A 25,117-nucleotide genomic window follows, 5' to 3' on the forward strand; every position below is an offset into this window, starting at 1 on the left:
GGGCCTCCGGCCCCGCCAGAGGCCCGCCACAGCCCTCAGGACGCCAGCCGCGCCCGCACGGCCGCGGCCACCCGGCCGCCCTCGGCGCGCCCGGCCACCTTCGGGTTGACGACCTTCATGACCTGGCCCATGGCCTGCGGCCCCGACGCGCCGGTCTCGGCCACCGCCTCGTCGACCAGCCTGGCCAGCTCCTCGTCGGAGAGCTGCGCCGGCAGATACTCCTCCAGCACCGCCTGCTCGTCCAGCTCCGCCTGCGCCTGCTCGGCGCGCCCGGCGTTGCCGAAAGCCTCCGCCGCCTCCCGCCGCTTCTTCGCCTCACGGGTCAGCACCTTGACGATCTCCGCGTCGGAGAGCTCCCTGGCCTCCTTGCCGGCGACCTCCTCCACGTTCACCGCGGCCAGTGCCATCCGAATGGTCCGGAGCCGAACCTCGTCCCGGGCCTTGAGTGAGGCCGTCAGATCGGCCTTCAGCTTGTCCTTCAATGCGCTCATGCGGTCCATCTTGCCGCGTGCGCGAACGCCCCGTGCCGGATGTCGGGCATCATGAAGAGGTGAGGAAAGCAGTCGCGGTGCCCCTGTCAGTGCTCGGCCTCGGCCTGGCCGGGCTCGGATACGCCTCGGTCGTGGAGCGCAACTCGTTCCGGCTGCGGCGCTTCGACGTGCCGGTGCTCGCCCCCGGTCAGCGGCCGGTGCGCATCCTGCACCTGTCCGACCTCCACCTGACGCCCCGCCGCACCATGCTGATCAACTGGGTGCGCTCCCTCGGCTCGCTGGAGCCCGACCTCGTCGTCAACACCGGCGACTCCATCGCCCACCCCGACGCCGTCCCGTCGCTCCTGCACGCCCTGGAGCCGCTGCTCGCCCGGCCCGGCCTGTTCGTGTACGGCTCCAACGACCTGTACGCCCCCCAGCCGAAGAACCCGGCCCGCTACCTGTGGCGCACCTCCCGCAACGAACGCCGCCAGCACATCCCCAACCTCCCCTGGGAAGAGCTCGGCGCCGGCATGGCCGCCGAAGGCTGGCTCGACATGAACAACACCACCGCCCGCCTCAAGGTCGGCGACCTCGACGTCGCCGTGGCCGGCATCCACGACTCCCACATCTCCCGCGACCGCTACGACCTCGTCGCCGGCCCCGCCCCCGCGGACGCCGACCTGCGCCTCGGCGTCATGCACTCCCCCGAGCCGCGCAACATGACCGCCTTCGCCGCCGACGGCTACCAGCTCCTGCTCGCCGGCCACACCCACGGCGGCCAGCTCTGCGTCCCCTTCTACGGCGCCCTCGTCACCAACTGCGGCATCGACCGCGCCCGCGTCAAGGGCCTCAGCCGCCACGACTCCGCCTGGCTCCACGTCTCCGCCGGCCTCGGGACCAGCCCGTACGCCCCCGTCCGCTTCGCGTGTTTCCCGGAGGCGTCGCTGCTCACGCTGGTTCCCCGACGGTGACGGTCACAAGCACGCCCGAAGTCGGCTAGACTTTCCCAGGCACGAGCAAGACGGCGTGCACCGGGGTGTAGCGCAGCTTGGCAGCGCGCTTCGTTCGGGACGAAGAGGTCGTGGGTTCAAATCCCGCCACCCCGACGCTTTTTGACCAGGTAAAGGGCTTGATCCGCATAGCGGGTCAGGTCCTTTTCTGCTTCTGGAAGTCGATAGGAGCCAATCGGGGAGCCACCTCACTTCGACTCAACCCGTCGGCTTGTCACCGAAGATTGTGTTCATGGTGTGGGCGCCCTTGGTGATCACCGGCTTGAGCTGGTGCCGGTAGACCGCTTCCGTGACGCTGGTGCCCGCGTGCCCGACGAGATCGGCGATGGTCTCGATGGGTACGCCCTGGTCACTCATGATCGAGACGAATGAGTGACGCAGTTCGCGGGGTGTCCAGTCGGTTCCGATCCCCGCGTTCTTGGTGATGTGCCGGAACGCTCGCCGTACGTTCGCCGCGTCGAGCGGGGTGCCGACGTTCGTACAGAACACCAGGTTGTGATCTTGCCATGCCTCGCCCGCCTTGAGCTTGTGGGCGGCCTGGCGCGTGTGGTGGTGCCGGAGTGCCTCAGCGGCGAGCTTGGGCAGTTCCAGCGTCCGACGTGACTTGCGGGTCTTGGTGTCACCTCCTACTCGGTCGGCTCGCCATACGTAGATGGCGAACCTCTTGTGCTTGAACCCGGCCTCGGTCACCGGATGCCACGCCTTGAGGCTGGGGATCCAGGCGACGACGTGGTCCCAGCGCAGTGCGCGGGCTTCCTCGGTACGGACGCCCGTGGTGAGGCTCAGCACCACGTAGGCGTGTAGTTCGGACGACTCCGCCGCTTTGAGCATCGCGTCCGCCTGGTGCCGGGTGAGGGCCTTGCTGGGCCGGCCGTCCTTGCCCGTAGGTGTGGTGACCAGTTCGGCGGCGTTCCTCAGCACCAGGTCGCGTGCTTGCGCTTGCCGGGTGGCTCGCTTCAGCACGCTGTGAACATCTCGTAGTGTTCGGGTGGCCAGGTCAGTTGAGAGCTCGTCAAGCCATTCATCCACGTGATCTGCCCGTAGCTGCTGGAGCTTGAGTTTCCCCAGCCTGGGGATAACGTGCGTCTCCGCGAGGATGCGTAGCTTGGTGACGGTGTTCTCGGATCGGCCCTTGAGGCCCTTGCTGAGCCAGTCGTTGACGGCATCACGCACGGTGTAGGTCTCCGACGCGGTGACGCCGGACTCAAGCGCTTTGACGGCCTTGATCAGCTTGTCCTTGACCACGGCCTTGGTCTTGCCCTTGCGCTTGAGGCGCTGACGTTTGCCGTCGGGGCCGAACCCGAGGGAGATGGCTCCGGTGTAGCCGTCCCCCTCGGGATAGATGGTCGCTTCGTACTTGCCGATCAGGATCTTGGCCAAGGGATCACCCCTTCTCGTGACGGTTGAGGTACTCCTCGATCGCCTTCCTGATCACCCACGACACATCTCGTTCCTGCGACTCGGCGTACTTGCGGAGACGGTCTTTGAGTTCCGTGTCCACGCGTACGGGAGGCAGGGTTGTTCGGTCGCTCGTCATAGACGGCTTCCTTTCGTGTCATGCAGTTATCAAGAGGCGCTCGCCGGGTTGTGCGTCGGGTGACGCACAACCCGGCTCTGTAGAACGTTGTAGCACGTTGCTCTACGCCTCGTCCACGGCTTCCAGCGAAGAGACGAACTCGGCAAGGTGGCGATCGGTGATCCGGCGAAGCTTGCCGATCTTGATGCTCTTGAGCTGGCCGGTACGTAGAAGGAAGTAGACCTTGTCACGTCCGACGCTCAGCATCTCCGCGACTTGTTCGACGGTGTATGCCTGCATGTGCATCCCCCCTCTCGGTCGTCGGGGTGTGCGGCTCTCTCGCGGTCATCGGTAACGGAATGTGATTGTTCGTCCGTTCGTCCGTCCGCGTCTGCCACGCCCTTTACACGCGCAGACGCGCGGACGGATGCGGACGGCGGACGCGGACGATTACGGATCGTGTACCTCTGGGAGTGCGCGCCAGCGCCCCCGAGAGACCTGTTCGACCTGACGGGCACGGCTCAGGTCCTGGAGGCGTTGGTAGACCCACGTGCGACGCATGCCGGTCTCGCGCATGAGATCGCCGATGCTCACCCCGTCGCTCGGGGCCTGTCTCAGCGTGGCTGTCAGGGTCTCCTCAGCCGTTCGTACGGTGCTGTCGCGCGCGTGTCTGGGCGACGGTCGGGCGGTGGGCTGGGCGGGTACTGCGGGCATCTCAGCCGCGCGTTCCAGGGCTTGGGCCGAAACCTCGTCGAGGGGTGGACGGTGTTCGGCGTGCCGTTCGGCGGTGGCCTGTACGCCCTCATCGTCGAGAAGGTAGCTGCGGGCGCGGCGGGGGATGTCGTGTTCCGGGGAGCTGATCAGGAACTTGCCCGGAGCATCCAGCTTGTGCGGGTGCCATCCGGCCTTGACCATGCCCTGCCCCAGGACGAGATCCCCATCACGGGCTTCCCGGACGCGGAAGCACAGCCGGACGTCCATCTGGGAGCGGACCGCGCTCTTGCCCATCGCGTCCTTGGACGGGCGTTGGGTGGCGGCGATCAGGTTGACCGCCGGCGCGCGGCCACGTCGGGCGATGGAGTCGGCGTAGTCGATCGCGCGTGGGGCTTCGCTGGCCAGTTCGGCGTATTCGTCGATGACGATGATCAGTGCCGGTCTGTCCGGTGATGGCTCCCAGACGCGTTCGCCTCGCCTGGTGAGGTCGTCGGCGCGGCCGTCGAGGATGACCACGGCATCGGCGAGCAGGGTTTCTGCCTCCTGTGGGGTGGTGGCGATGCGACCGATACACGATGCCCAGGGCAGCAGTTCCATGCCGCGCTTGAGGTCGACGGCCCAGAGGATCACGTCCTGGCAGGCGGTCAGGTCGCCGAGCAGGACGTTGACGCCTCCGGACTTGCCAGCCCCCGACATGCCCGCGAACAGCGCATGTCGCCTGAGCAGCGGGACACGGACGGGCGCGCCGTCCTCGAACAGCCCCAGCTTGGCCGGTTGCGTGATGGAGGTGATGGACGGGCCTGGCCAGGTGATGGCGTCGGCGTGCGGGTCGGTCTCGATCACCCGCACGTCGGCGCGGTTGGCCTTCTTGCTGGCCACGGGTTGGACGCGGATGCCGCCGCGTGTGGTGCCGAGCGCTGATTCCAGACGGGGGACGGCGTTGATGGCGTCTTCGACGGTCTGGCCGACTCCCAGTCCGAGGCGGAAGCGGTAGCCCCACAGGTCCACCATGGCTGACTGGATGCGGGATCCGGCCAGGCCGACGGCTTGGGCGATGTCCGGCCAGGCTGCCAGCGTGCGCTCTACCCGTACGCGGGCACGCCTGCGGCGGTGCGCCCACCAGGGCACGGCCAGCACGATGGTGCCGATGCCCAGGACGGCGGGCAGAGGGTCCGTGAACGGCCCGAAGTGGGTGGCCAAGGTGAGCCAGGCTCCGGCGAACACCGTGGTGACGGCAGCGTAGCCGCGTTCGATCGGGCGTGGCAGGTTGACCCACCGGCCCCAGAGGGCCAGCGCGCCCGCCACGAGGACGGTGGCGATGATCAGGGTGGGCCACCATTCGGGGAACCAGTGCCGCATGGCGAGGCTCCCGGCCAGGACGGACGCGACCACGGTGAGCGGAGCGAGTTCGGACCGGTACCGCCAGGCCAGACGGGCGATACCGGCGATGGCCAGGGGCGCGAACTCCAGGTCCTCGATCCCGGCAACGGGTTGGACGCCATAGCGTCGCATCCGGCGCGCGTTGCGGCGTATCTGGTGACGTGAGGCGCGGTGCCGGCTCATCGGCCCTCACCGGCCGTCTGGTCGGGATAGGTCTGGGCGTGCAGCTCGTCGCGCACGTAGTACAGGGGGTCGTCGTCACCGTCACGGTCAGCCGCCAGGGTGGCGCGGATGGCGGCGAGCAGGTTAGCGCGCTGGTAGCGGATGCTGGCCAGCTCAGCGCGCAGGCCGGTGACCTCGTCGATCAGGGTCTCGATGTCGCCGAGCGCTGCGATCACGTACGCCCGGACGGAGGGCAGGGAGGTCGGGGTGAGTGCCGCCAGGAGTTGGGCGGCGGTGGTGTTGCGGTGGGCAACCTCCTGAAGATCGGTGTGGGGGTAGGGGTGGCGATGGGTCATCAGGCATCACGTCCTTCGGTCGGGAACGGGGGTCAGTGGCTGGTGAGCCAGCTCAAAGCGGCGCGCATGATGGCGCGGATGTCGGGTGCGAGCGTGGTGGCGGCCAGCAGGAAGCCGAACAGCAGCGTGATCAGCGCGTGCCACCAGCGCAGTCCCAGGTAACGCCAGGCGATGAACACCAGAGCGCCGAACACGAACACCAGTGGGACAGTGACGGTCATGGGCTTCACCTCCTCTCGCAGACGGGTTCGACGGTCGAGACGGGGACGGGTGGGTCAGATGCCGTCGTGGCGGGACTTACGGCGGTGCCAGCGCCAGCGGGCGCGGCACTTGCGGCACCGCTGGTTGCCGGGCGTTGCGGGGGCGCCGCACGGGCACCGGCCAGGCATGAACGGGAACGTGCGCATCAGGGCTTCACCTCCTCCCGGCATAGGCGGTCGGCCGCCCGCGGTGGGCGTAGGTGCCCAGCAGGCGGCGGCTCAGGGTTCAGGTGGGGGCGTGGCGGCGGTCCTCAGCGCGGATCACGGCGACCGCCACCGCGAACAGCGTCAGCGTGGCGATCGACAGGGCCAGGGCCAGGAACACGACGAACAGTCCGATGTCCACTGCTCACGCCCCCTCGATCTCGTCGAGGGCGATCACGTCGCGGTAGGAGTTCCGCGCGGCGCGGCGCTCCATCGCTGCTTGGGTGACCAGGATGGCTTCGTAGCGGACGCTGCTGAAGGCGATGCCGGCGACGTGGTGTCCGTTCTCGGTGATGGGTGTGGTGCCCAGTAGGGTGGCGATGCGCCCGACTTCGTTGATGGCCTCGGCCTCGGTGGAGGCGTCGGTGTCGTAGTTGGTGTGCACCGACACCCGGACGGGTCCGTACCTGGGAACGGGCACCTGCGGGTGGCTGTCCAGGAAGACTGCCAGGGCGCGCAACCCGCTGATCAGTTCGCGGCGGTGGTGGCGCTGAGCTGGGCTCATCTAGATCACATCCCTTCCGTTTCCGGTGACCTACGAGGTGAAGGTAGGTTTCGGGGAAGGGGTGAACCCATCGCGCGATGTGATCATGCAGTGAGATCAAAAACATCCGGCGATGAGATGGATCAGATCCCGTGGTGAGATAACTCCCAGCTCACGGCAGGTGCCGGCGCGAAGGGACCCCCGACAGCGTCCTTGGGAACTGGCGCTCGCGTGAGCGCAGAGGACTCTGCCGGGGGCGTTGACGCGACGATGCGGGACACGGTGGCAAGGTGTGAGCGAGCCAGTCAACCGCACCGTCGCGCGTCTGTGGGGCCTTCCTCAGGGGTGATCGGGTACGGCCTGCATCCCGTGCAGCTCGACTACCTGGGCGGTGGCGAGCGCGTAGGGGTGGTGCTGGAAGTCGTCCCAGGCAACGAACACGTTGTGAGCCGTGGGCATGACGGTGTCGAGCAGACCGGGACGGTACAGGTCGGCCAGCACGCCGACGCTGCGGGCGGTGGTCACGGTGAAGACGGTGAAGTCCTCACGCAGCATGGGGCACTCTTCCAACGCCTTGGGAATGCAACGCCAGCACGTCGGCGGGGCGTTGGTGCGTCCGCTGTGCAGTCCGGTGGGCTCGAATACCGTCTTGGTCAGCGGCCACGGGATCAGACCCGACGCGGAATCGGTCGCTGGGGTGCCGCACACCTGGCACAGCAGCTTGTCCATGCACCTCCACTGCCTGCGCGTGTGCAGCTTGCGCATGCGCTCTGTGCCGCGCGTGGCCGGATGGTCGCGAAGGTTGCGGATGCGGGCGCGCAGGATGCTTCCCTTGCTGCGTACCTTGGTTGTGTGCAGGCTCACCCAGTCGCCGGGCCGTGACGGCAGATAGGCCAGCCGCAACCTGCCCGCATGCGGTACGAACCCGATCGGGTCGTTCACCAGCTCGTTGGCGAACGCGATGGTGTACGGGATCGTTGAGTAGCCGGTCACGCCGGACCGCCCTTCCGGGGCGGCATCTTGCCGGATGGAGCCGGTGTGGGCTGGGGATGCACGGGCGTGGCCGATCGCAGGTCTCCGACGCGCGCGGCTATGCGCCGTGCTGCTCTCTGCGGATCCGCCGTTGGGTGCCAGGCGTAGACGGGCCGGTCTCGTCGATCGTTCCAGCCCGAACACCACCAGAAGAGATCACCGTTCGTCCACACCACGAGACCGCGTGACACTGACACCACGGCCAATCCGTAGCCGTCGTTCACATCGGTCGTGATCCCATGGGCGGCCAGCTCTCGTTGCAGCCGGTCAGCCACGGCAACGGCGGTAATGGGAGCGAGACGAGTCGTCTCTTGCTCCGGAGTCATGTGCCGGCCTCCCACAATCCGCTCACCGAGCAATGGATGGCGAAAGCCAGACAAATGCGGATCTTCGAAACCACTCAGATCGGCTCTGACCTGCGCCACGGACTGATGTGAGGTTTCCAAGCGAAGCGGTTCCGCATAATCTCACCGTGATATCTCACGGTGTGATGGACTGGAACAGCTCCACTACTCCCGAAAGGCTGCGCTACCAGGGGAACGGAACGCCGCCATGACGATGGACCAAGAGCGAGTTCGCCATGTCCTTGAGACTGTTTTCGCACGTCAGGACGTGGAAGATGTGTGCAAAAAGCGTGATCTCGGCGGAGTTATCCGCATTCTGACCAAGTACGGCATCACCCAGGGCCAGATCGCGAACCTCACCGGGATCCCTCAAGGGCGCGTCAGCGAGTACAAGAGCGGCAAGCGCGTCCCGACCGCAAAGCATACATTTGAGTCGTTTGCTGACGGTTTGGGCATGCCTGGCCACTTGCGGCGCCATCTGGGCTTGGCGTCCTCCGGTGGCGGGGGCGGTGTGCGAGTCGTCAGCGATGGGGTCCAGATCCCTACGGACACATTCGACTTGCAGCTCTTCGCTGAAGCGATCGGGAAAAGGGGCGAGCCGTTGAAGCGCCGCGAACTACTGGCCATGGTCGGACAACTCGGTGCCCAGTCAGCTCTGGCTCAAAGTGAGGCATGGGAGAAGGTTGCATTCGCTCTGTCCAGGCCCAGCGCCCTTGATGAAGCAGTGGTCCGAGAGATGGAGGCGAGAGCCGCCGGTTTCCACCGCCTCGAAGAGATGCTTCCCGCTCATACGATCTTCAAGGGCCTGGCCGCTCACCTGAACGAGGTCGGAACCATCCTGAACGGCACAGCCACGGATCCCAAGGATGAGCTTCGCAGACGCTTGATCGTGGTCGCCGGCGAGAGCAGCGTGCTTGCCGGCTGGATCGCAACAGACCTCGGCAACATCTCTGCGGCACGGAACTTCTACGACACCGCCGAGAAGGCATCGAAGGAAGCCGGTGACCCGGCTATCGTCGCATGCGCGTTCGGATACAGAAGCTACATACCGAGCGGCAAGGGTAACCACGGCAGAGCCCGAGCCCTCCTGACAACCGCTCTCCAGCACTTGCCCAAGGACACCTCCCCTGGAACCACATCATGGCTTGCCGCTAGACATGCGGAAGAAAGCGCGGCACTCGGAGAAAGCGAAGCAGCCCTTCAGTCGTGGGAAGAGGCACGCGAAGCGTTCAACATCGCCGACCCGGAGGAAGACCGCGTCTGGACCCGCTTCCTGGACAGGGATCGCTTCGACTCCTTCGCCATCTCCACTTACGCCCAGATCGGCCGACTGGACGAAGCCGAAGCAGTCGCACACGAGGTCATAGCACGCCTGTCCGACGTGGAGAGAAAGCGGGCAGGCATCATCCTCGGAGACATCGCCACCGCCCACATCGTGCACGGCTCGGTAAAAGAAGCAGCCAAAGCAGCGAGAGACGGTCTCGCCGTCATCCGCGAAACCGAATCTGGCATCTGGCTACCACGATTCATCGTCATCGGAGAAGCACTCCGACGCTGGCAAACCCAACCGTCAGTCCGCGCCTTTCTCGAAGACCTGGCCATCACGAAGCGTCAGTTCTCCGCGTCTCCGCGCTAATCCAGTCGGATGACCAGCAGTTATTTCCGGGCGACCTGGGCCAGTACGCGATCTCCACGACGTCAATACATTGAGCTTATCCACCGGATATTACTGGACATACTTTCCAGATAGGTGTCCTGTCTCCCGAGAAGTCGACAATGGGGGTAGGCTGACTTAGCGGATCAGACGCCTTCTTGCAAATCTGCCGATCAGTAACGTCTGCAGCCTGGACGTAATGAAGGGCGCGATCGCCGTCAACCAGAATGGCATGCCATCCGTCCTTAACGGCAATGGAGTACCCGACGTACCTAAACGTCTTCGTTTCTATAACTTCCAATGGGAGCCACGGTTTGCGTACGGTCTCTTTGATAGTTGAATAGTCATAGGGCACATGATATATGTGAGTAATAGAGGCGAAAGTAAATACCGATAGGACTGCGGCGAACATGCCTTTGATGAGTGCTTCGAAGCTATGACCAACAAACGCCCCGACTTTTGTGGGTAGGGGTTGGTCTACCTCGCCTTCAGAAGCGCTTCCTTGTTCGTTTTCCGCATCGTTCCCTTCGCCTTGGCGCTCCTCTCTGATTTGATCCACCCACAGAAAGTTCGCTCGTACACGCTCACGCCAGCCCGAGAAGCGGTCAAATACTAAAAACGTGACGACGAGGCCGGCAAAGATAAGCGTTGGCCATACGGATGGCCAGACTAACGCCCTTTTGCCTGGTGTAAACAATACATGCCAAAGGTTAGCGGCGGACTCCCAACCCACTCTGAGCGATTCCAGAATGCCTGCATATGCAGGCACGGCGACCGCCATCGCCAGCAATCCAACAAGGAAGCTTTTCCACGCACGCAGCAGAAATAAACCTATCACCAATAATGGAAAGAAGGGCGGAATGAGGGGAACCAGCGTTCCGAGCAACGTACCTGTAACTCCACCCAAAGATGCGATGGCCCCTGCCACAGATGGATCGTAATCGGAGATTACTAGCAACCGGATTGCCGATCCAAAGAGCAGAACAATAGGAGAAAGTACGAAGACCTTTATGGTATTCGTAATTCTTCGACTTGGGAGCTCTTGGCTTGTGCCCGTCACAACCGTCTCCTACCGCTCATCGTCACCAGCGCAATCTCGCAGCTCTTCGCAGCCGGGTGCGCGGTGACGGGCTTCGCATCGGGATTTCCCCGCTTGTAGAGCGTACGCCACTCCGCTGACACTTCGCGGCAAGTTTTCTAGAGAGCCCCCGACCAGCTCTCATCAACGCTCACAGAGTCCCACGCAGACGCCAAGCCAGACTCAACCCCACCAGTGCACGGATCCCCGGAATGGTGGCCTGTTACGAAGCGTCAGTTCTCTGCGTCTCCGTACGAATCCAGTCTAGGTAGTCGTCGCTCCCGGCAGCAATTTCCATTGCGATGATTTCCGGCGTCACGTAGCTATGGTTGGCTTTGATGTGGTTCTCAAGTGCGGCGAATAGAGCATGTGTAGTCTTGATGACCAACTGCCATTCCTGCTCGTCACGCAAAGAGCCCCGCCACCAGTACAAGGACCGGATCGGCCCGATGATCTGTACGCCAGCGGCCAGGCGTTGCGAGGTAATGCTTCGCGCCAGGGCAGCCCCCTCATCAGCGCTCGGCACGGTAGTCAGGACCTGCATATAACCCTTCACAACCCAGCTCCCCTTGAGCCGAAGGTACTGATCACTTAGGTGTCACATTACGCCCATAGCCCCACCTCCTCCACGTGTGGGGATCGGACTGGCGAAGCAGTTCGCTAGGTATCTAGAAAGTCCCATTCGCTTCCTAGGACCCACCGGAGGGCCGAGAGCTTGCCATGCACAAAACCCCAACCCCAGTCATCCCAGGGGCCTACATTGTCTGCACCGTACCGATCCTCAATACGTCGCATAGCGGCTTCCCTCTGGGAAGCCAGATCTTCCGGCACCAGGTCAACTTCACCGCGCTCTTCCCTCTCCTGTCGAATTAAGCTGCGCACGTACCAAACCTTGTCGAAGTACTCACGCTCCGCTTCGAGGATCTCAACGAGAGTGCGAGGCTCCTCCTGGACTAGCTCCACTTCCTCGACAAGCTCTTCGAATTCTTCGCCGAAGTGTTCTCTTAGCCCGGAAGCAAGGCCCTCCAGCCCCATCAGGTAATGGGCGCGCTGGTCGGTGAAGATGTCATCGAAGTCAGGATGAGGTTTTCTGCGATCGCCGTTCTGAAGAGAAAAGTCTTGGTGATTGGAAGTGGCGAATAAGCAGATATCCGATGCCCGGCTCCTTTTAAGCACACTCCGGAAGACTTCAATTAGGAGAGCATCGGCGACACTGTTCTTTGCCAGATGAAACGGGGCCTTCTTATCCAACGCTCTCTGGACTACCGAGGCCCGTTGGCGGACAGTGGGCTCTACCGCAGTTGGATGGTCCAACAAATCCTTAATTTCTTTGAAGTTTCTGAGCGACAGGGCCGAGAGTAGCGGCAAGCGGTGGCTCATCTCCTCAAGCCACTGCTCTCGTTGGTTCCCGCCGTATTCCTTTAGATCGTTCTTAAGCTGACGGATACGCTCTGCGACACTTGCTGAGACAGACGCCTCGACCCGAGGTCGATTCCGCTCAAACTCGTCAACAATCAACGAAGGTACGATCAATTGGAGACGCTTCTGAAAGCAGAGCACGCGGATGGGCACAATCAGCTTTTGACCATCGCGATGTTTCGCCATGTCGAGCCAGACTGATGTATCGACCAGCAACCGGAGCACACGTAAAGCGTACTCGCGCCCTTCACGAGACGGTGGGACCACATCGGTTGCCTTGGAGTTCCGTACGTGAACAAGCACACAGGCCACCGCCAGCGGGTGGCGGTGGCCTGTCTGCCAAGGGTCAGCCGTGCTCTGCCTCGTTTCGCACACGCTGCCACACATGCATGCAGACGGCACGGATCTCGGTCGCGTCGCGGAAGCAAGCGGGGTAGAGCAGGTTCTCCGGAGCGTCGCCGTTGGGCACGCTGGGGTCAGGTATGGCCAGAGCGGGCACCTCGACGACTATCCGCCACTCGTCGGGACCGCACTGGGCCAGGATGATGCCAGGTAGCCACGGCCACAGGTCGCGATCGTTGTTCCGGTCATCGTGTAGGGGATATCTGACAAGAACGGGGGTGCCCTCAGGGAAACGCCCGTCATTGTCGTCGGGAAGGTACTCGTTGATCATGGGTTCCTCTCCCATTCCGGGGAGGAGCCACGGGAGCCAAGTTTGGGAGCCACCGCCTTGCGGCTCCCTCAGACTTCCCGCGTCCTCTCCGGAGTGTTCTCTAAGGTGAGAGGCACCCCGATCGACTCAAATCGACACTCCCAGACTCCCCGGTCTTCCTTCGGGACGAAGAGGTCGTGGGTTCAAATCCCGCCACCCCGACAGTATTGCCACAGGTAGAAGGCCGCTTCCGAAGATCGGAAGCGGCCTCTCTTGTCTTCTGAGCGACTACGCCCTCCTCTACCGCTGAGAGGCCCCAAGGAGTTCCGCATCCCGCCCTCTGGCTCGCGAGCCATGACCTTCACGGGCGTGCCCAACTCCTCACGGATGTTGGTACGCCTGCACATACAGGTCCTCCGCTCGGTCAGTATCAGTGAGAGCGGGCTCCCCGGCAGCATGCCCTTTATAGGCGGCCTCGGAGAAGGACCACGTTCCGCTCACCTCGGGCTGGGAATGCCTCCGCACAAGTAGGTGGACTCTTCCAGCAGTTGCGGTCTCAGCGTGATCCCGGTGAGACTCTCGGCCAAGAGGAACGCCGGCCCTTCGTGTGGGTAGGTGTGTGGTGGAAAGACGGAGTCGATCCGCTGCATGGTCTCCGCGAGTTCGTCCGGCATCTCCTCTGAGTAGCGCTCCGGGTATGGAAACTCAAGCTGAATCTTTCCGTCTTTGATCCAGTGGGAGTAGCCGTCCTGGTTCATGTACTCGAACCGGATTTTTCCGTCTTCGATCCAGTAGAAGTAGTCCATGCACTTGATGTCGAGGTAGTACTGGGAGACGAGGCGGGTCCTCGCCGACAGCGGCAGGATGATCTCCTCGGTGACGCCGAGCGAGCCGAGGGGCTCGACGAGGAGTACCCAGTCTTCGATGGCGACGGCACCGAAGAACATGTTCTTCCCGTCGTAACGGGAGTAGGCGACCCCGGCCAGTTCCTCGAGCGTCATAGGCGTGAACTCCCCTAACCAGCCACCGAGCCGGGTCGCCACTTCCTCGAGCGCCAAGCCGCGGACATAGGTGAAGCAGTAGCCGTCCCCCATGGCAGAGCTCACATCGGAGAACCGGGTGTTGTCGTCAGGAGTAGCGATCATGTCGTCATGCTCGCAGCACCTACCGACACAATGAGCATCGTCAACTCTGGAGGAGCAGCGCTTTCATTGCACGATGGTGGTGGCGTGGTGCGGGCAGCGCCTATCGACTTGGTCGATCTCTGGCGGGAAAGACATGTCACACGGGCGCGGGAGGACTCCACCGAATGTGACGGCGTACAGGGTGCGGACCTGGCGCCGATCTTCCCGCGTAGGGCGCGGCAGGAGCACAAGAGTGCGCACCACCTCAACGACCTGCACGGATGAATCATCGACGTCCAGAGGATGGCATCGTCGGCAGGCGCAGTCTGGCTGGTCGGGGCCCCGCTCGATGCCGCACCGACATCACTCGTCTTCCGGCGGCCGGTGACCGTTCTGTCGGGGTAGATCGTGGTCGGATGCGGTGCTGAGCGAGACCGGGCGCCACAGGTCGAGCTCCTGAGCCACGTGCTCGAGTTTGGCTTCGACGTGAGCAACGGCGTCGGCACCGAGCTGCAGCCGCAACGGAGGATCGTCGACGGTCAGGAGGTCGAGGATCGCGACAGCCGCCTTGCGTGGATCTCCAGGCAAGAGTGAGCCGCGATCAAAGACCGGCGGGAGGGTGGCGAAACGGCCGAGTTCGACGACGGTCACGCAGACGCCGAACTCCTCCAGTTCAGCGCGGAGGGTCTCGCACAGCGCCTCGACGGCCGCCATGGAGGCGCCATACAGACCCGAACCGGCCGGGGCCGAGAAGCCGGCAGCCGAGCCTACGACGATGATCCGGCCGGCCTGCTGCGCGCTCAGTACCGGCAGCACGGCGCGGGCCATGGCGAGCATACCGACGACGTTGATGTCGAACAGGGCCCGAGCCTGCGCGTCGGTCGTCTCCCGCAGGGGGGCGCGGACGGTCCTGGCCACATCGTGGACGAGCACGTCGATCCGGCCGAAGCGGCGCATCGACTGCTCGACCGCCGCCGTCGGCGCCTGCGGCCGCATCAGATCCAGCTCCAGGGGGAGCACTTCACCACCCATCCCGGCGAAGGCTTCCGTAACCGCCGCCAGGTCACGGTCAGTGGCAACCACCCGGTGTCCTCGCCGCAGCGCTTCGCGGGCTACGCGGTGCCCGATGCCTCGTACCGCGCCCGTGATGAACCAGACAGCCATGCATATCCACCCGATGTCGGCCTCCCCCAGCAGGAGGCGGTGAAGACACCGTGCCGGTAAAAGCAACAGGGCACATCGCACGAATGTACGAGGACCGTCAGGTGCGCCGCGTCCAGCCAGTGGCCTGTCACCGATCGCTGGACGGGTCATTGATCTCGGGCGGTGAACCCACGGCCCACGCCAAGCGCGGGGGAGAGCCCTCTTGACCTGGACGATGGCGGTCCTGTCTCGATCCCGCTGTCACGGATCCGGGGGGCGCCCGGTCTACGTGGGCGAGGCAACCCGAAAAGCCCGCCTTCCCGAAGGCCTGCGCGGACAACGCGCACGGAGCCTGCAAGGTCCGAACGAAAATCACGATGAAGCGGTGACTTCCCCATGAACGACAACATCCTTGAGCCTGCGGCGCAGGAACTCGCCGAAGCGACCTCCAAGCCTCACCCGGCGCCCCCGGGGCCGGCTGGCGCGCCGTCGGCGACCATCCGGCACCCTTCGCGCCTGCCACCCCGCGCGCTTCCCACCTCATTCGTCGGTGAGGCGAACCTGTCTACGCAAGCCTTTGGTGGAGGGATGAGCTGCCCCACCGATGAAAGTGATTTCCTGCACGAGCTCAAGGTCGTGGTCGCGATCGAACTGCACACGGCCGACCTGTGTCACTCGCAGCACCCCCGCGATCTGCCGGTCACCGAGTGGCTGGTCGATCCCACCGAGACCGAGCGCGAGCAGGTGGGGCTGCGCGGCATTCTGGCCGCGATCACGGAGCTGGAGAACGGCTCCCTGTTCCCGCTCGCCACCGAAGACGGGCGCATGTGACCGCCACGAACCTGTCGATCCGCCACAGAAAGCTGCAACTGTGACCGACCCACGAACACCCCTTGAACGTGAAGCGCGAAGCCGACGGACTGGACGTCGACCGGACCAGGACCCGGGGGCGGCGATGATCGACGACGACGCTGCGGCGTTCATAGCGGCCAGGACCGCGCCTCATCAGCCCTCGATCCAGCCGCGCTCCGTGGACGGGGCGGTCGACGACGTGCCCACCGACGCAACCGCGTACGTGCACCGGCATCAGAACACGCTGGTCATCGCCTCGGGATTCCTTCCGCGACTCGACGCGTCCGGCAAGCGCCGGCCGGTCGGTTCGGCGGAGCCTGCGTCTGGAACAGGATCTTCCATGCCCCCTGAGGCCGGCGTTTCCGGATCTACACCGCTCCCGGCACACCAGCGACAGGCGCCGGCACGACGGGTTCATGGTGAGCGTACGGTCTCCTCTCTGCGGCCCGACCTTTCGGCCGTAACCGAGAGAGCTGCCACCACGTCGCTGACGCTGAGGCATCGGCACCTTCCCGGGACGAGCGTGATCGCGGTTGGCGGTGAGATCGATCTCGCCAACAGCGGCCAACTGGCCTGCTACGTCAAGAGGGTCCGCCGGCCCGGCGACCACGTGGTCTTCGACCTGACCGAGGTGTCCTTCCTGGACTGCTCAGGCCTGCGGGTGCTGATATCCAGCCACCGCCAGGCCACCGCCGACAACGCGGGCGTACGGCTGGCCGGGGTTCGTGGCGTCCCCGCCCGGCTGCTCCAACTCGTCCGGCTACAAGCGCTTCTGCCGGTTCACAGCACGGTCGAGCAGGCCCTCGCCACCATCCTGACCACCTGAAACACCCCGGCCATGCCGACCCATCGTTCGAGGTAGATCATGGCTGTTCATCAGTTCCATCAGCGCCGAGAGGCCCGATCCCCTCTGCCAGACCTGTCCCGTACGAGCGTCCTGCCTCGGCTGGGCCCTGCGCACCCCCCGCCAACGGCTGGCTACGGCCTGACAGCGCCGGATGCAGACTGGTGAATGGCGGCAGCCGGTGGCGGGAAATGCGTTAGCGCGGGCCGGGTGAGCGGATGCTGGTGCCCGATGACGACGCCACCCTGGGCAAGATCCCCGCCGCGGCCGGATCGACACCCCTTGTACAGTCTGCGGCGGACTGTCGAGCCACGCACGCGACGCTACCCGGAGGCCGTCGAGGAGATACCGTGCCTGGCGCTTCTGACCTTCCCGACCCCGACCCGGCCGGGTGGCAGGAGCGCAATCACTACCCCGCGTACCGGGGCTCCCCTGGCAGCCAAGCAATCGGACCATACCGGGCGTACATGCTGAAGGCGGGAACCGACCCCGGTTCCCGCCCTCTCCTTGTTCAACGTGCGGTGGTGAACAGGAACGCGCAGTCCTCTACAGCCTCCATGCGGTGGCGGCGTTCCGGCATGACCAGCAGGTCGCCGGGCAGCCCGTCCCATGAGTCAGGCCCGGCGACAAGCCGCACCCGCCCGCGCAGCACGTGCACCGTGACCTCGCCGGGATGCTCGCTCTCGTGAATGTGCTCGCCCTGCCGCAACGCCATGACGGTCTGCCGCAGCGAACGATCGTGTCCACCGTGGACAGTGATGGCACTGCGACCCCTGTTCGCCTCGCGAGCGTGCGTGAGCAGCTGGTGGACGAGTGCGGTCAGCGACACCTTGGTCATGACTGCGGTGCGCGACGGTCTCGCCGAGCTTCCAACTCCTCGGAGCTGACCGGCGTCAGCATCGGCTGCCCAGGCGCGCAGAACATCGTCACCACGAACGCCGACTCCTCATCAGCCAGGTGGTTGCCGTCCTGGTAATGAATCACGTCCCCACCTGGCTCCCAGAACGCCTCACCGGCCCGGACAACCCGCACAGGTTCGCCTTCGAGCTCGAAATTGATGGCTCCCTTGATCACGTACCCATAGGCGGGCCCGGAGTGCCGGTGAGGCGGCGCGCCGGGGCTGTTCGGCGGCAGTGTGACCAGGATCGTCATCGCCTCGGCGCCCTCCGGCGCGGGCGGCGCTCCCGCTACGGTGGCGACCACGTCGATCTTCGGTGGCGGCCCGCTCGTGTCGGGGCTCTCAAGGTGGTGAGCGTGAGCGTGATCGATGCTCATCAGGCGTCCCTTCGCGAAACCGTGGCCGGCTCGTTCCGGCCGATCAGTAGCTCAGACCAGACAACGGCCCCGATATGTGACACCGTCGTGAACAGCGCTCCTGCTGGGGCGCCTCAGCGCCCAGCTCGCTTGACGCCGATGCCCGGCCCCAGGTCGGCGGATGGCGCGGACTGTCGTCGCGTCACAGCGCCAGCGCCGCCATGAAGGTCATGTCGGCCGCCATTCCGGCCGAGCACACGTCCTGGTCGAGCCTCTTTCGCTCCGCTCCCCGCACCGGCAGGACGCGGATGAGCCGAGCGCAGGTCCAGGTCAGGCCGATGACCAGGGCCACCGTGGCCGTCGACCCTCCTCCATGCGCGTGCCCGGACGAAGCGCCGGTGAGAGCAGGCCCGCCGGACGCCGTCAGCACCATGAGGATCGGCATGAACACGAAGTCCTGGATGTGATGACCGGTCTCCGCGCGGCGTATGGGGGAGCCGCAGAGCCAGCCGGCGGTCAGCAGCGCGAGCACCGCGGCGCAGAGGAACCAGCCACCAAGATGCCCGGCCGCCATGCCGAGCGCCATCACGATGTACGGCCACCTTCTCGCGGAACGTACGGAGGGCAGCAGGATCGGGGCGAGTGCCACGGCGCATCCGGCCAGAACGCCCACCGTGTGGAGGAGGGCATGCATTACACCGTCTCCGCTTCCGCCCGCCGGAGACGCGTGGAGGACGCGCTCCTCGCCGTTGTTGCGATCACGCCCTTTGACCGGACGACCCGGCGAGTTGTGACAGAAAGGCGGAGGAGGTTAGTTTTCGCCTGTCTCCTCAAGTTTCTTGACCACATCAGCCGCCTGCGCGTCGTCGCCGTCCTCCTCGAACAGCCGTGCCGCCTCCGCCAATGCCTGGCGGGCCTCCTCGACCCGGCCCAACTCCCGCAGCGCGATGCCCAGGCCGCGATGGGTGTAGGCCAGGGCAGGGGGAATGGAGTGGCTGTTAAGCACGGGCACCGCCTGATGGAAGGCGTCGACCGCCTCCGTCCAGCGTTCGAGCGCGACGTAGGTGAGGCCGAGATGGCTCAAGGCGGCTCCGAGACTGTAGGCGACGATGGCCGGGGAACCGCCGTACGAGGGGTCACGCAACGCGGCCACCAGCGCCAGACTGCGCCGCAGGGCCTCCTGCGTCTGGCCCGCTCGCCGCAGGTTGAGAATGTGGGTCATCCTGGCCTGGGGGTAGCCCTCCAGGTCCGCCGCCCGCAGGAGGAGGTCGGCCGCTCGCCGGCTGTAGTCCACCTCGCGCTCGAGTTTCGCCGGATCGCCGTAGTCAGGCCAGCCGGCGTAGAACAGCGCCCACCCCTGCTGGCGCAGGTCACCGACCTCGCCGGCCAGCTCGAACGCCCGCAACGCCGTCCTCTCCGACTCCTCCATCCGGCCTTCGCACACGGACAGGGCCCAGGACAGATAGTTGAGATGCACCGCCTCCTGCAGCCGGTCCCCCATCGCCCGTGCCGCACCGGAGGACAGCTCGAACACCTCGCGCCAGTGCCCCCATCTCCTCACCTGGTCCGAGAACCAGTGCATGGACTCGGCCACCTCGACCACCGTCCCGTGCTCGTGACGCCGGGCCGCCGAGCGCAGTGCCTCCAGCCAGGCCACGCCCTCCGCCTGCAGCCACTCGCCCGCCGCCTCCCGGCTGTCGAGCGTGACGGCGGAACGCCATTCGGGCGGCGGCGCCCCGTACCCGGGCTCGAACCAGCGCCCGGCGACCACCGCGACCTCCAGCAGCCAGGTCTCCATCCTCCACCGCGCCGCTTCCCGCGCCTCGACCGGATCCTCCTGCTCCAATTGGGCACGGGCGTACAAGCGGACCAGGTCGTGGTAGACGTAGCGGCCGGCGTACGGCGAGGTGAGCAGCCCCAGCTCAACCAGCTCTTCCAGCGCGTCCTCGGCCTCGAACGGGTCCGCCTGCAGCACGATCGCGGCCAACGGTATGCCGAAGTCCGATCCGGCCGCCAGCGCCAGACGCCGGAACGCGATCCTCGCCAGCCCGGACACTTGCTGATATGACAACGTGAACGCAGCGGTGACCGCCAGATCACCTACCGCCAGGGCCTCCAGTCGGCGTCCCTCGTCCTCCAGACGTCCGGCAAGCTGGCCGATCGTCCACCCCGGCCGGCTCTGCAACCGGTTCCCGGCGATCCGTACCGCCAGCGGCAGATTCCCGCACAGCCGGGCCAACTCGGCTGCGCTGTCCGGGTCCGCCTCGATCCGCTGCTTCCCCACGATGGATTCCAGCAGCCCGGCCGCCTCCTCGTTGGAAAGCTCGCTCAACGGGACCTGCCGCACTCCCGCCAGTCCGGTCAGCGAGCGCCGGCTGGTGATGATCGTCATCCCCGGTCCGGACGCCGGCAGCAACGGCTGCACCTGCACCTCATCGGCGGCGTTGTCCAGCACGATCAGACATCGGCGATCGATCAGCAGCTCCCTGTACAGCCTGGCCCGCTCCTCGTCATCACCCGGAATCCGCTGCTCGGCCACACCCAACGCCTTCAACAGCCGCGACAGCACTGCGCCGGGGGCCTGCGGAGCGCTGTCCATGCCCCGCAGGTCCACGTAGAAGCGGCCGTCCGAGAACAGCTCGGCCAGGTGCCGGGCGGCGTGCACGGCCAAGGCCGTCTTCCCGATTCCTGCGGTGCCGGAGATGGTGGCCACCACCGCGGCTTCCCCGGTCCCGGCCTGCTCGGCCAGGTGCCGCAGCAGCTCCAGCTCCCGCGCCCGGCCGGTGAAATCCCCCGCTTCACGCGGCAGCTCGCACGCGCCGGCCACCGGGCCGCTCGGTCGCGGCCGGCCCGCCCGCGCGGCCTCGATCAGCTCCACCCGCCGGGCGTCATCCAGCTGCAACGCTTCGGCCAACGCTCCCACCGTGCGCTTCTGCGGACCGCGGCTGACACCGCGCTCCATGTCGCCGATGGCCCGCACGCTCACACCGGACGCGTGCGACAGTTCCTCGATCGTCAACTGCGCGGCTTGCCGCAGGCTCCGCAGAAGCAGGCCGAACGAGCTGCTCATCCATCCTCCTTGAAACGGCCCGAACCCCGGGCCATCGAACGGCATGATCCAAACAACTCAGCGCCGAGTGAGCCGCCGGCTGCGCCCGTGTCCTGCCGAGGGAGCCACGGACACCTTTGTCGCCCGTCCGCCATCGAGGTGGAGTCCGTCGGCACATGCGCATCCGGCCACGGACGAAGGATCGGACTCCACTTCGCCGTGCCGGCCGGACAGGCCGTGGCGGCGGGCTCGGCGGACCTGCATCGGCGCGGCTACCAGGTCTGATCGCCGGCTCGGACCAGCATCCCGTTGACGGCGACCCGCCGCGCCCGCGTGACGATATAGCTGATCGCATCCGCGACGTCATCCGGGCGCAACCCTTCAACGCCGTCGATCGGGCGCCGAGCCGCACCCCGGGCGGAGTCCCCGAGACGGTTCTCCTGTCCGTCGTCCACCGCGCCCGGCTCCACCACGCTGACCCGGACCCGTTCGCCGAGCAGCTCCTGGCGAAGCGATTCGGTGAACGCGTTCAGGCCCGACTTGGTCAGGCCATAGACACTGCTTCCCGGACGGGCGACCCGCTCGGCCGCCGAGCCGACGTTCACCAGATCCGCCACCTGCCGGGGGGACGTCGTCGCCGCGTAGATCAGGTGCGGAAGAGCGGCGTGCGTGACGTGGGCCAGACCCGCCACGTTGAGCGAGATCATCTGATCCCACTCCTCGATGGTGGCGTGCAGCGCTGAGCCGAGCAGCCTGATCTCGGCGTTGTTGACCAGAATGTCCAGGCGCCCGAACCGATCCAGCGCGTCCTGCACCATGTCGTCGGCGCGGTCAGCTTCGGTGATATCGGCCTCCAGCGCGACCGCCTCTCCTCCCTGCCGTGCGATGTCGCTCGCGACCCGCACCACACGGTCGCGCCGGTGGGCGACCAGGGTGACGGCCGCACCGTCACCTGCGAGGCGGCGCGCGGTCGCGGCGCCGATTCCGCTGCCGGCGCCCGTGACGAGCGCGACGGCTCCGGCCAACGGCCGATCGTGCATGACTGCCTCATTCCCTCGTCGAGGGCGACACGGAAGCCGCCGTTCCGCCCCGCTCCTCCCGTGCTCGGACGACACGCCGATGCTCGCGTGGCCGGGTTGCGTGTCGCACCACGGAAAGTCACTGGTCTGACGAGACCAGGGTGTCGTGGACGCGTAGCATGCGCGTGCGCGCCCGGGCGGCGGGGCGGGCTACGGCGCCGGGAGGCTCCTGCCCAGCGGCTTCACCGTGTGCCGGGTTCGTACGCGCCGCTGGACAGCGCGTCGCCGACCTGCCTTCGGGAGGTGATCTCGAGTTTGGCGAAGACCTTGCGGAGGTGCCATTCGACCGTACGCGGGCTCAGGAAGAGACGGGCCGCGACCTCCGGGTTGGACAGGCCGTCCCGCACCAGCAGGGCGATCTGCCTCTCCTGCGCGGTCAGCTCCGCGCTCTCCGGATCCTCGGTCCCCCGCTTGCGGCGGATGTTCTCCCCTGTGGCTTGAAGCTCGCGACGGGCACGCTCGGCGAAGGCGTGCATGCCGATCGACACGAACATCTCGTACGCGGTCCGCAGGTGAACGCGCGCCTCGGCCCCCTGACGGTTCCGGCGCAACCACTCGCCGTACAGGAGGTGGGCGCGTGCGAATTCAGGACGCAGAGTCGTGCGGCCCAGCCGCTCGATCGCCTCCCGATAAAGATCGTCCGCGGTGTCGTCGTCGGTCAGCAGCGCCCGGCAGCGCGCCAGGATTCCCTGGGCCCAGTCGGTGTCGCACGGTTCCGCCGCGTCCGCCAGCCCTTCGAGCGCCCCGCGGGCGGCCGTGGAATCCCCGACGCGCGCCGCCGCCTCGACGAGCTCGGGCAGCGCCCACTGGGAGACGATCACGTTGGCGCTCTGGGTGGTGGCCTGGGCCGCCGGCAGCGCCAGCCCGTGGCGGGCCAGGCCGTTGTAGAGGACCGCGGCCGCCAACTGGGCCGACGCGACACCGTTCAACTGGCCGCCGGCGCCGGCCTCCTCGATCGTGGCCTCGATCAGCGGCGCGGCCTCGGTCTCCTTGCCCCGCATCGCCACCAGCAGGAGCTGGGTGTGCTGCGTCATCGGCACGCCCGTCGCTTCTGCGACGGCTTCGGATTCGGCGACGAGCGCCGCCGCGGCGGCGAAGTCGCCTCTCAGCGAGCGCGGTACCCCCAACGAGTGGAGATAGAGGGGAAGCTCGGACAGGGCCCCGGCCGCGCGCACCGCCTCGAGCGCCCTGGTGGGGACGTCGGGCATGATCCGGTCCTCCCACAGGAGAGCGCTCACGCCGCAGGCCGCCCAGCCCCATTTCAGCAGGTCCTGCACGGGGTGGTCGGCGATCGCCGTCTTCGCTCGTTGCAACGTGGGCAGCGCGGCCCTCCGGCCGTCGGTGATGAGCAGTGCGTAACCCTCGAGGACGAGGTCGAGGGCGCGCGGGCGACCTCCGGGAGAGGGCAGTTCCCTCATCGCCTGCGAGATGGCCAGGAGGCTGTCCCGGTTGGCGGCGCCGAACGACGCCGAAGCCCAGGCGATGAAGTACGTCTCCCGCGCCAGGTCCATGGCGATGGGCTCCAGCCGCCGCGCGGCCTCCAGCAACATCACCGGCGCCTCGTTGTCGAAGCCGGCCGCGAACGTGATGTGACCGCGTGTCAGCAGGGCTCGCACGCGCTGGAACTCGCTCTGCGCATCCTGGTCGGCGCGGTCGGCGAACTCGCGGGCGGTAGCGATGTCCCCGGCCGAAAGGCTGGCTGCCGCGGCCATCAGGGCCCGTTCGGCGCGCCGCGAGGTGTCGACGGTCAGTGCCATGGAGCGCTGCAGAAAGGCGGCCGCGGCGGCCGGCCCACCGCGTGCCTGTGCCCGGCCGGCGGAGCGTTCGAGCTCGCCGGCGACGTTCTCGTCGGGCTCGGTCGTCGCGGCGGCGAGGTGCCAGGCGCGGCGGTCGGGGTCTGCGTGGGCGTCCGTGACCTCTGCCAGCGCGAGGTGCGCCGCCTGACGGTCCACCGGCTTCGCCGACCTGTACACGGCCGATCGCACGAGAGGATGACGGAAGGTCACCCGTACGTCGAACGACAGCAGCCCGTCCGTCCCGCTCGCCAGGGCCGTCGCCGGTTCGACGCCGAGCCGTTCGGCGGCACGCCACACCAGCGACGGATCGCCGACAGGCTCGGCGGCGGCGACCACGAGAAGCAGCCGGGTCTGTTCGGGCAGACCTGCGATCCGGTCGAGGAAGCTCTGCTCGATCCGGCTGGGCAGCGTGTCGACGTCCACGAGGCCGAATCCGCCCGCCGCCTGGGTCATGGTCAGCTCGCGCGGCAGCTCCAGGAGGGCAAGTGGATTGCCCCGGGTCTCGGCCACGAACCGATCACGGATGTGCCGATCGAGCCGGCCGGGCGCCACCGAGTTCAGCAGAGCGTGTGCGTCGGCGGTTTTCAGCCCGGTGACCTCCATCTCCGGGAGTCCGAGCAGGTCCTGAGGCCGCCGGCGCGAGCCGAAGACGAGGGCGACCGACTCCGCCAGCAGCCGCCGGCTGACGAAGCCGAGGACCTGCGCCGAGGCCCGGTCCATCCATTGGGCGTCGTCCACCACGCAGAGCAGCGGAGCGCTCTGGGAGATCTCCGACAGCAGACTCAGTACGGCCAGGCCGACCAGGAAGCGTTCGGGCGGGCTCCCCCGGCGCATGCCGAACACCGTTTCCAGCGCATGGCGCTGTGGTGTGGGAAGGCTGTCCAGCCGGTCCAGCAGCGGGGCGCACAGCTGGTGGAGAGTGGCGAAGGCCAGCTCCATCTCGGACTCGACACCGGCCGCGTGCAGCACCCGCATGCCGATCGCCGCGTGCTCCACGTACGCCAGCAGCGCCGACTTTCCCACCCCTGGCACGCCGTGCACCATGAGCACGCGGCTCTCACCTGCACGGACGGCCGTGATCAGCTCATCGAGGACGGCACATTCCGTCCCCCGCCCGAGCAGCCCCGCGCTCCACCTGCGTTGACCCACGATGCCCCTGCCTTTTGCCCTGATCGCACGGATCTGCATACACCCGGGACCCGTGCCGGGCCAAGTTTCTCGATGTCGGGCGCTGATCT

27 protein-coding genes and 1 tRNA gene are annotated in these 25,117 nt (G+C 66.4%); 7 read left to right on the forward strand and 21 right to left on the reverse strand.

From position 1 onward, the window contains the following. Positions 1-35 precede the first annotated feature (35 nt). Complete coding sequence (locus ACBI99_RS16245) at positions 36-491, reverse strand: GatB/YqeY domain-containing protein (protein ID WP_219499362.1); 456 nt, start codon at positions 489-491, stop codon at positions 36-38. Between the two features lie 59 nt (positions 492-550). Between ACBI99_RS16245 and ACBI99_RS16250 the strand changes: the two genes are divergently transcribed. Beyond that, complete coding sequence (locus ACBI99_RS16250) at positions 551-1,444, forward strand: metallophosphoesterase (protein ID WP_219499360.1); 894 nt, start codon at positions 551-553, stop codon at positions 1,442-1,444. Between the two features lie 61 nt (positions 1,445-1,505). After that, positions 1,506-1,579 (forward strand) — tRNA-Pro (locus ACBI99_RS16255). A gap of 102 nt (positions 1,580-1,681) precedes the next feature. On the opposite strand, the gene ACBI99_RS16260 is transcribed toward ACBI99_RS16255, so the two are convergent. The 8 genes from ACBI99_RS16260 to ACBI99_RS16295 all read right to left on the reverse strand — a co-directional run bounded on the left by ACBI99_RS16260 (position 1,682) and on the right by ACBI99_RS16295 (position 7,552). Beyond that, complete coding sequence (locus ACBI99_RS16260; protein ID WP_375072604.1) at positions 1,682-2,863, reverse strand: tyrosine-type recombinase/integrase; 1,182 nt, start codon at positions 2,861-2,863, stop codon at positions 1,682-1,684. A gap of 4 nt (positions 2,864-2,867) precedes the next feature. Then, entirely contained in the window at positions 2,868-3,020 is a 153-nt protein-coding gene (locus ACBI99_RS16265; protein WP_106240258.1) for a CopG family ribbon-helix-helix protein, read from the reverse strand. Positions 3,021-3,122: 102 nt separating this feature from the next. After that, positions 3,123-3,299, reverse strand: coding sequence for a helix-turn-helix domain-containing protein (locus ACBI99_RS16270; RefSeq protein ID WP_375072605.1), 177 nt, complete (start codon positions 3,297-3,299; stop codon positions 3,123-3,125). Positions 3,300-3,449: 150 nt separating this feature from the next. Next, complete coding sequence (locus ACBI99_RS16275; protein ID WP_375072606.1) at positions 3,450-5,276, reverse strand: cell division protein FtsK; 1,827 nt, start codon at positions 5,274-5,276, stop codon at positions 3,450-3,452. Then, positions 5,273-5,611 carry a hypothetical protein gene (locus ACBI99_RS16280; RefSeq protein WP_375072607.1) on the reverse strand — a complete coding sequence of 113 codons (339 nt, stop codon included), beginning with the start codon at positions 5,609-5,611 and terminating at the stop codon, positions 5,273-5,275. Before ACBI99_RS16280 ends, ACBI99_RS16275 begins: the two co-directional genes overlap by 4 nt. A gap of 32 nt (positions 5,612-5,643) precedes the next feature. Beyond that, entirely contained in the window at positions 5,644-5,832 is a 189-nt protein-coding gene (locus ACBI99_RS16285) for a hypothetical protein (protein WP_138690407.1), read from the reverse strand. A gap of 388 nt (positions 5,833-6,220) precedes the next feature. Continuing rightward, complete coding sequence (locus tag ACBI99_RS16290; RefSeq protein ID WP_375072608.1) at positions 6,221-6,580, reverse strand: hypothetical protein; 360 nt, start codon at positions 6,578-6,580, stop codon at positions 6,221-6,223. Between the two features lie 318 nt (positions 6,581-6,898). Then, the gene (locus tag ACBI99_RS16295) at positions 6,899-7,552 is read right to left on the reverse strand and encodes a hypothetical protein (protein ID WP_375072609.1); all 654 of its coding nucleotides are present in this window, start codon (positions 7,550-7,552) and stop codon (positions 6,899-6,901) included. Between the two features lie 278 nt (positions 7,553-7,830). On the opposite strand from ACBI99_RS16295, the gene ACBI99_RS16300 reads away from it, so the two are divergent. Both ACBI99_RS16300 and ACBI99_RS16305 read left to right on the forward strand, forming a co-directional pair. Continuing rightward, positions 7,831-8,028 carry a hypothetical protein gene (locus tag ACBI99_RS16300; RefSeq protein WP_375072610.1) on the forward strand — a complete coding sequence of 66 codons (198 nt, stop codon included), beginning with the start codon at positions 7,831-7,833 and terminating at the stop codon, positions 8,026-8,028. Positions 8,029-8,143: 115 nt separating this feature from the next. After that, positions 8,144-9,571 (forward strand): hypothetical protein, encoded by a 1,428-nt coding sequence (locus tag ACBI99_RS16305; protein ID WP_375072611.1) that lies wholly within the window; start codon positions 8,144-8,146, stop codon positions 9,569-9,571. Between the two features lie 76 nt (positions 9,572-9,647). On the opposite strand, the gene ACBI99_RS16310 is transcribed toward ACBI99_RS16305, so the two are convergent. From ACBI99_RS16310 to ACBI99_RS16335, 6 genes are all read right to left on the reverse strand, one after another. Beyond that, positions 9,648-10,517, reverse strand: coding sequence for a hypothetical protein (locus ACBI99_RS16310; protein ID WP_375072612.1), 870 nt, complete (start codon positions 10,515-10,517; stop codon positions 9,648-9,650). Between the two features lie 373 nt (positions 10,518-10,890). Beyond that, a complete protein-coding gene (gene cutA, locus ACBI99_RS16315; protein ID WP_375072613.1) occupies positions 10,891-11,223 on the reverse strand; it encodes a divalent-cation tolerance protein CutA in 333 nt (110 codons plus the stop codon). Positions 11,224-11,327: 104 nt separating this feature from the next. After that, the gene (locus ACBI99_RS16320; RefSeq protein ID WP_375072614.1) at positions 11,328-12,311 is read right to left on the reverse strand and encodes a PIN domain-containing protein; all 984 of its coding nucleotides are present in this window, start codon (positions 12,309-12,311) and stop codon (positions 11,328-11,330) included. Between the two features lie 121 nt (positions 12,312-12,432). Beyond that, complete coding sequence (locus tag ACBI99_RS16325) at positions 12,433-12,759, reverse strand: hypothetical protein (protein ID WP_375072615.1); 327 nt, start codon at positions 12,757-12,759, stop codon at positions 12,433-12,435. A gap of 476 nt (positions 12,760-13,235) precedes the next feature. Beyond that, entirely contained in the window at positions 13,236-13,883 is a 648-nt protein-coding gene (locus ACBI99_RS16330; RefSeq protein WP_375072616.1) for a DUF6461 domain-containing protein, read from the reverse strand. A 342-nt stretch (positions 13,884-14,225) separates the two neighbouring features. Further along, the gene (locus tag ACBI99_RS16335; protein WP_219499356.1) at positions 14,226-15,026 is read right to left on the reverse strand and encodes an SDR family NAD(P)-dependent oxidoreductase; all 801 of its coding nucleotides are present in this window, start codon (positions 15,024-15,026) and stop codon (positions 14,226-14,228) included. A gap of 375 nt (positions 15,027-15,401) precedes the next feature. On the opposite strand from ACBI99_RS16335, the gene ACBI99_RS16340 reads away from it, so the two are divergent. The 3 genes from ACBI99_RS16340 (at position 15,402) to ACBI99_RS16350 (ending at position 16,846) form a co-directional block, all read left to right on the forward strand. Further along, positions 15,402-15,836, forward strand: a complete 435-nt coding sequence (locus ACBI99_RS16340) for a hypothetical protein (protein ID WP_375072617.1) — start codon at positions 15,402-15,404, stop codon at positions 15,834-15,836. Positions 15,837-15,960: 124 nt separating this feature from the next. After that, positions 15,961-16,683, forward strand: a complete 723-nt coding sequence (locus tag ACBI99_RS16345) for an STAS domain-containing protein (RefSeq protein WP_375072618.1) — start codon at positions 15,961-15,963, stop codon at positions 16,681-16,683. A gap of 58 nt (positions 16,684-16,741) precedes the next feature. After that, positions 16,742-16,846 (forward strand): WhiB family transcriptional regulator, encoded by a 105-nt coding sequence (locus tag ACBI99_RS16350; RefSeq protein ID WP_375072690.1) that lies wholly within the window; start codon positions 16,742-16,744, stop codon positions 16,844-16,846. Positions 16,847-17,212: 366 nt separating this feature from the next. Here the strand turns inward: ACBI99_RS16350 and ACBI99_RS16355 are convergent, their stop codons facing one another. From ACBI99_RS16355 to ACBI99_RS16380, 6 genes are all read right to left on the reverse strand, one after another. Next, complete coding sequence (locus tag ACBI99_RS16355; protein ID WP_246643628.1) at positions 17,213-17,416, reverse strand: hypothetical protein; 204 nt, start codon at positions 17,414-17,416, stop codon at positions 17,213-17,215. Positions 17,417-17,535: 119 nt separating this feature from the next. Further along, positions 17,536-17,976 (reverse strand): cupin domain-containing protein, encoded by a 441-nt coding sequence (locus ACBI99_RS16360; protein ID WP_357584804.1) that lies wholly within the window; start codon positions 17,974-17,976, stop codon positions 17,536-17,538. Between the two features lie 181 nt (positions 17,977-18,157). After that, the gene (locus tag ACBI99_RS16365) at positions 18,158-18,604 is read right to left on the reverse strand and encodes a hypothetical protein (protein ID WP_375072619.1); all 447 of its coding nucleotides are present in this window, start codon (positions 18,602-18,604) and stop codon (positions 18,158-18,160) included. A 162-nt stretch (positions 18,605-18,766) separates the two neighbouring features. After that, positions 18,767-21,025, reverse strand: a complete 2,259-nt coding sequence (locus ACBI99_RS16370) for an NB-ARC domain-containing protein (RefSeq protein WP_357584806.1) — start codon at positions 21,023-21,025, stop codon at positions 18,767-18,769. A gap of 251 nt (positions 21,026-21,276) precedes the next feature. Continuing rightward, positions 21,277-22,044: an SDR family NAD(P)-dependent oxidoreductase gene (locus ACBI99_RS16375; protein WP_219499334.1), complete on the reverse strand. Its 768-nt coding sequence runs from the start codon at positions 22,042-22,044 to the stop codon at positions 21,277-21,279. Between the two features lie 221 nt (positions 22,045-22,265). Next, a complete protein-coding gene (locus tag ACBI99_RS16380; protein WP_375072620.1) occupies positions 22,266-25,067 on the reverse strand; it encodes an AAA family ATPase in 2,802 nt (933 codons plus the stop codon). Positions 25,068-25,117: the final 50 nt, after the last annotated feature.

Origin of the sequence: Nonomuraea sp. ATR24 (genome assembly GCF_041950485.1) — a bacterium.
Taxonomy (GTDB): domain Bacteria; phylum Actinomycetota; class Actinomycetes; order Streptosporangiales; family Streptosporangiaceae; genus Nonomuraea; species Nonomuraea ceibae.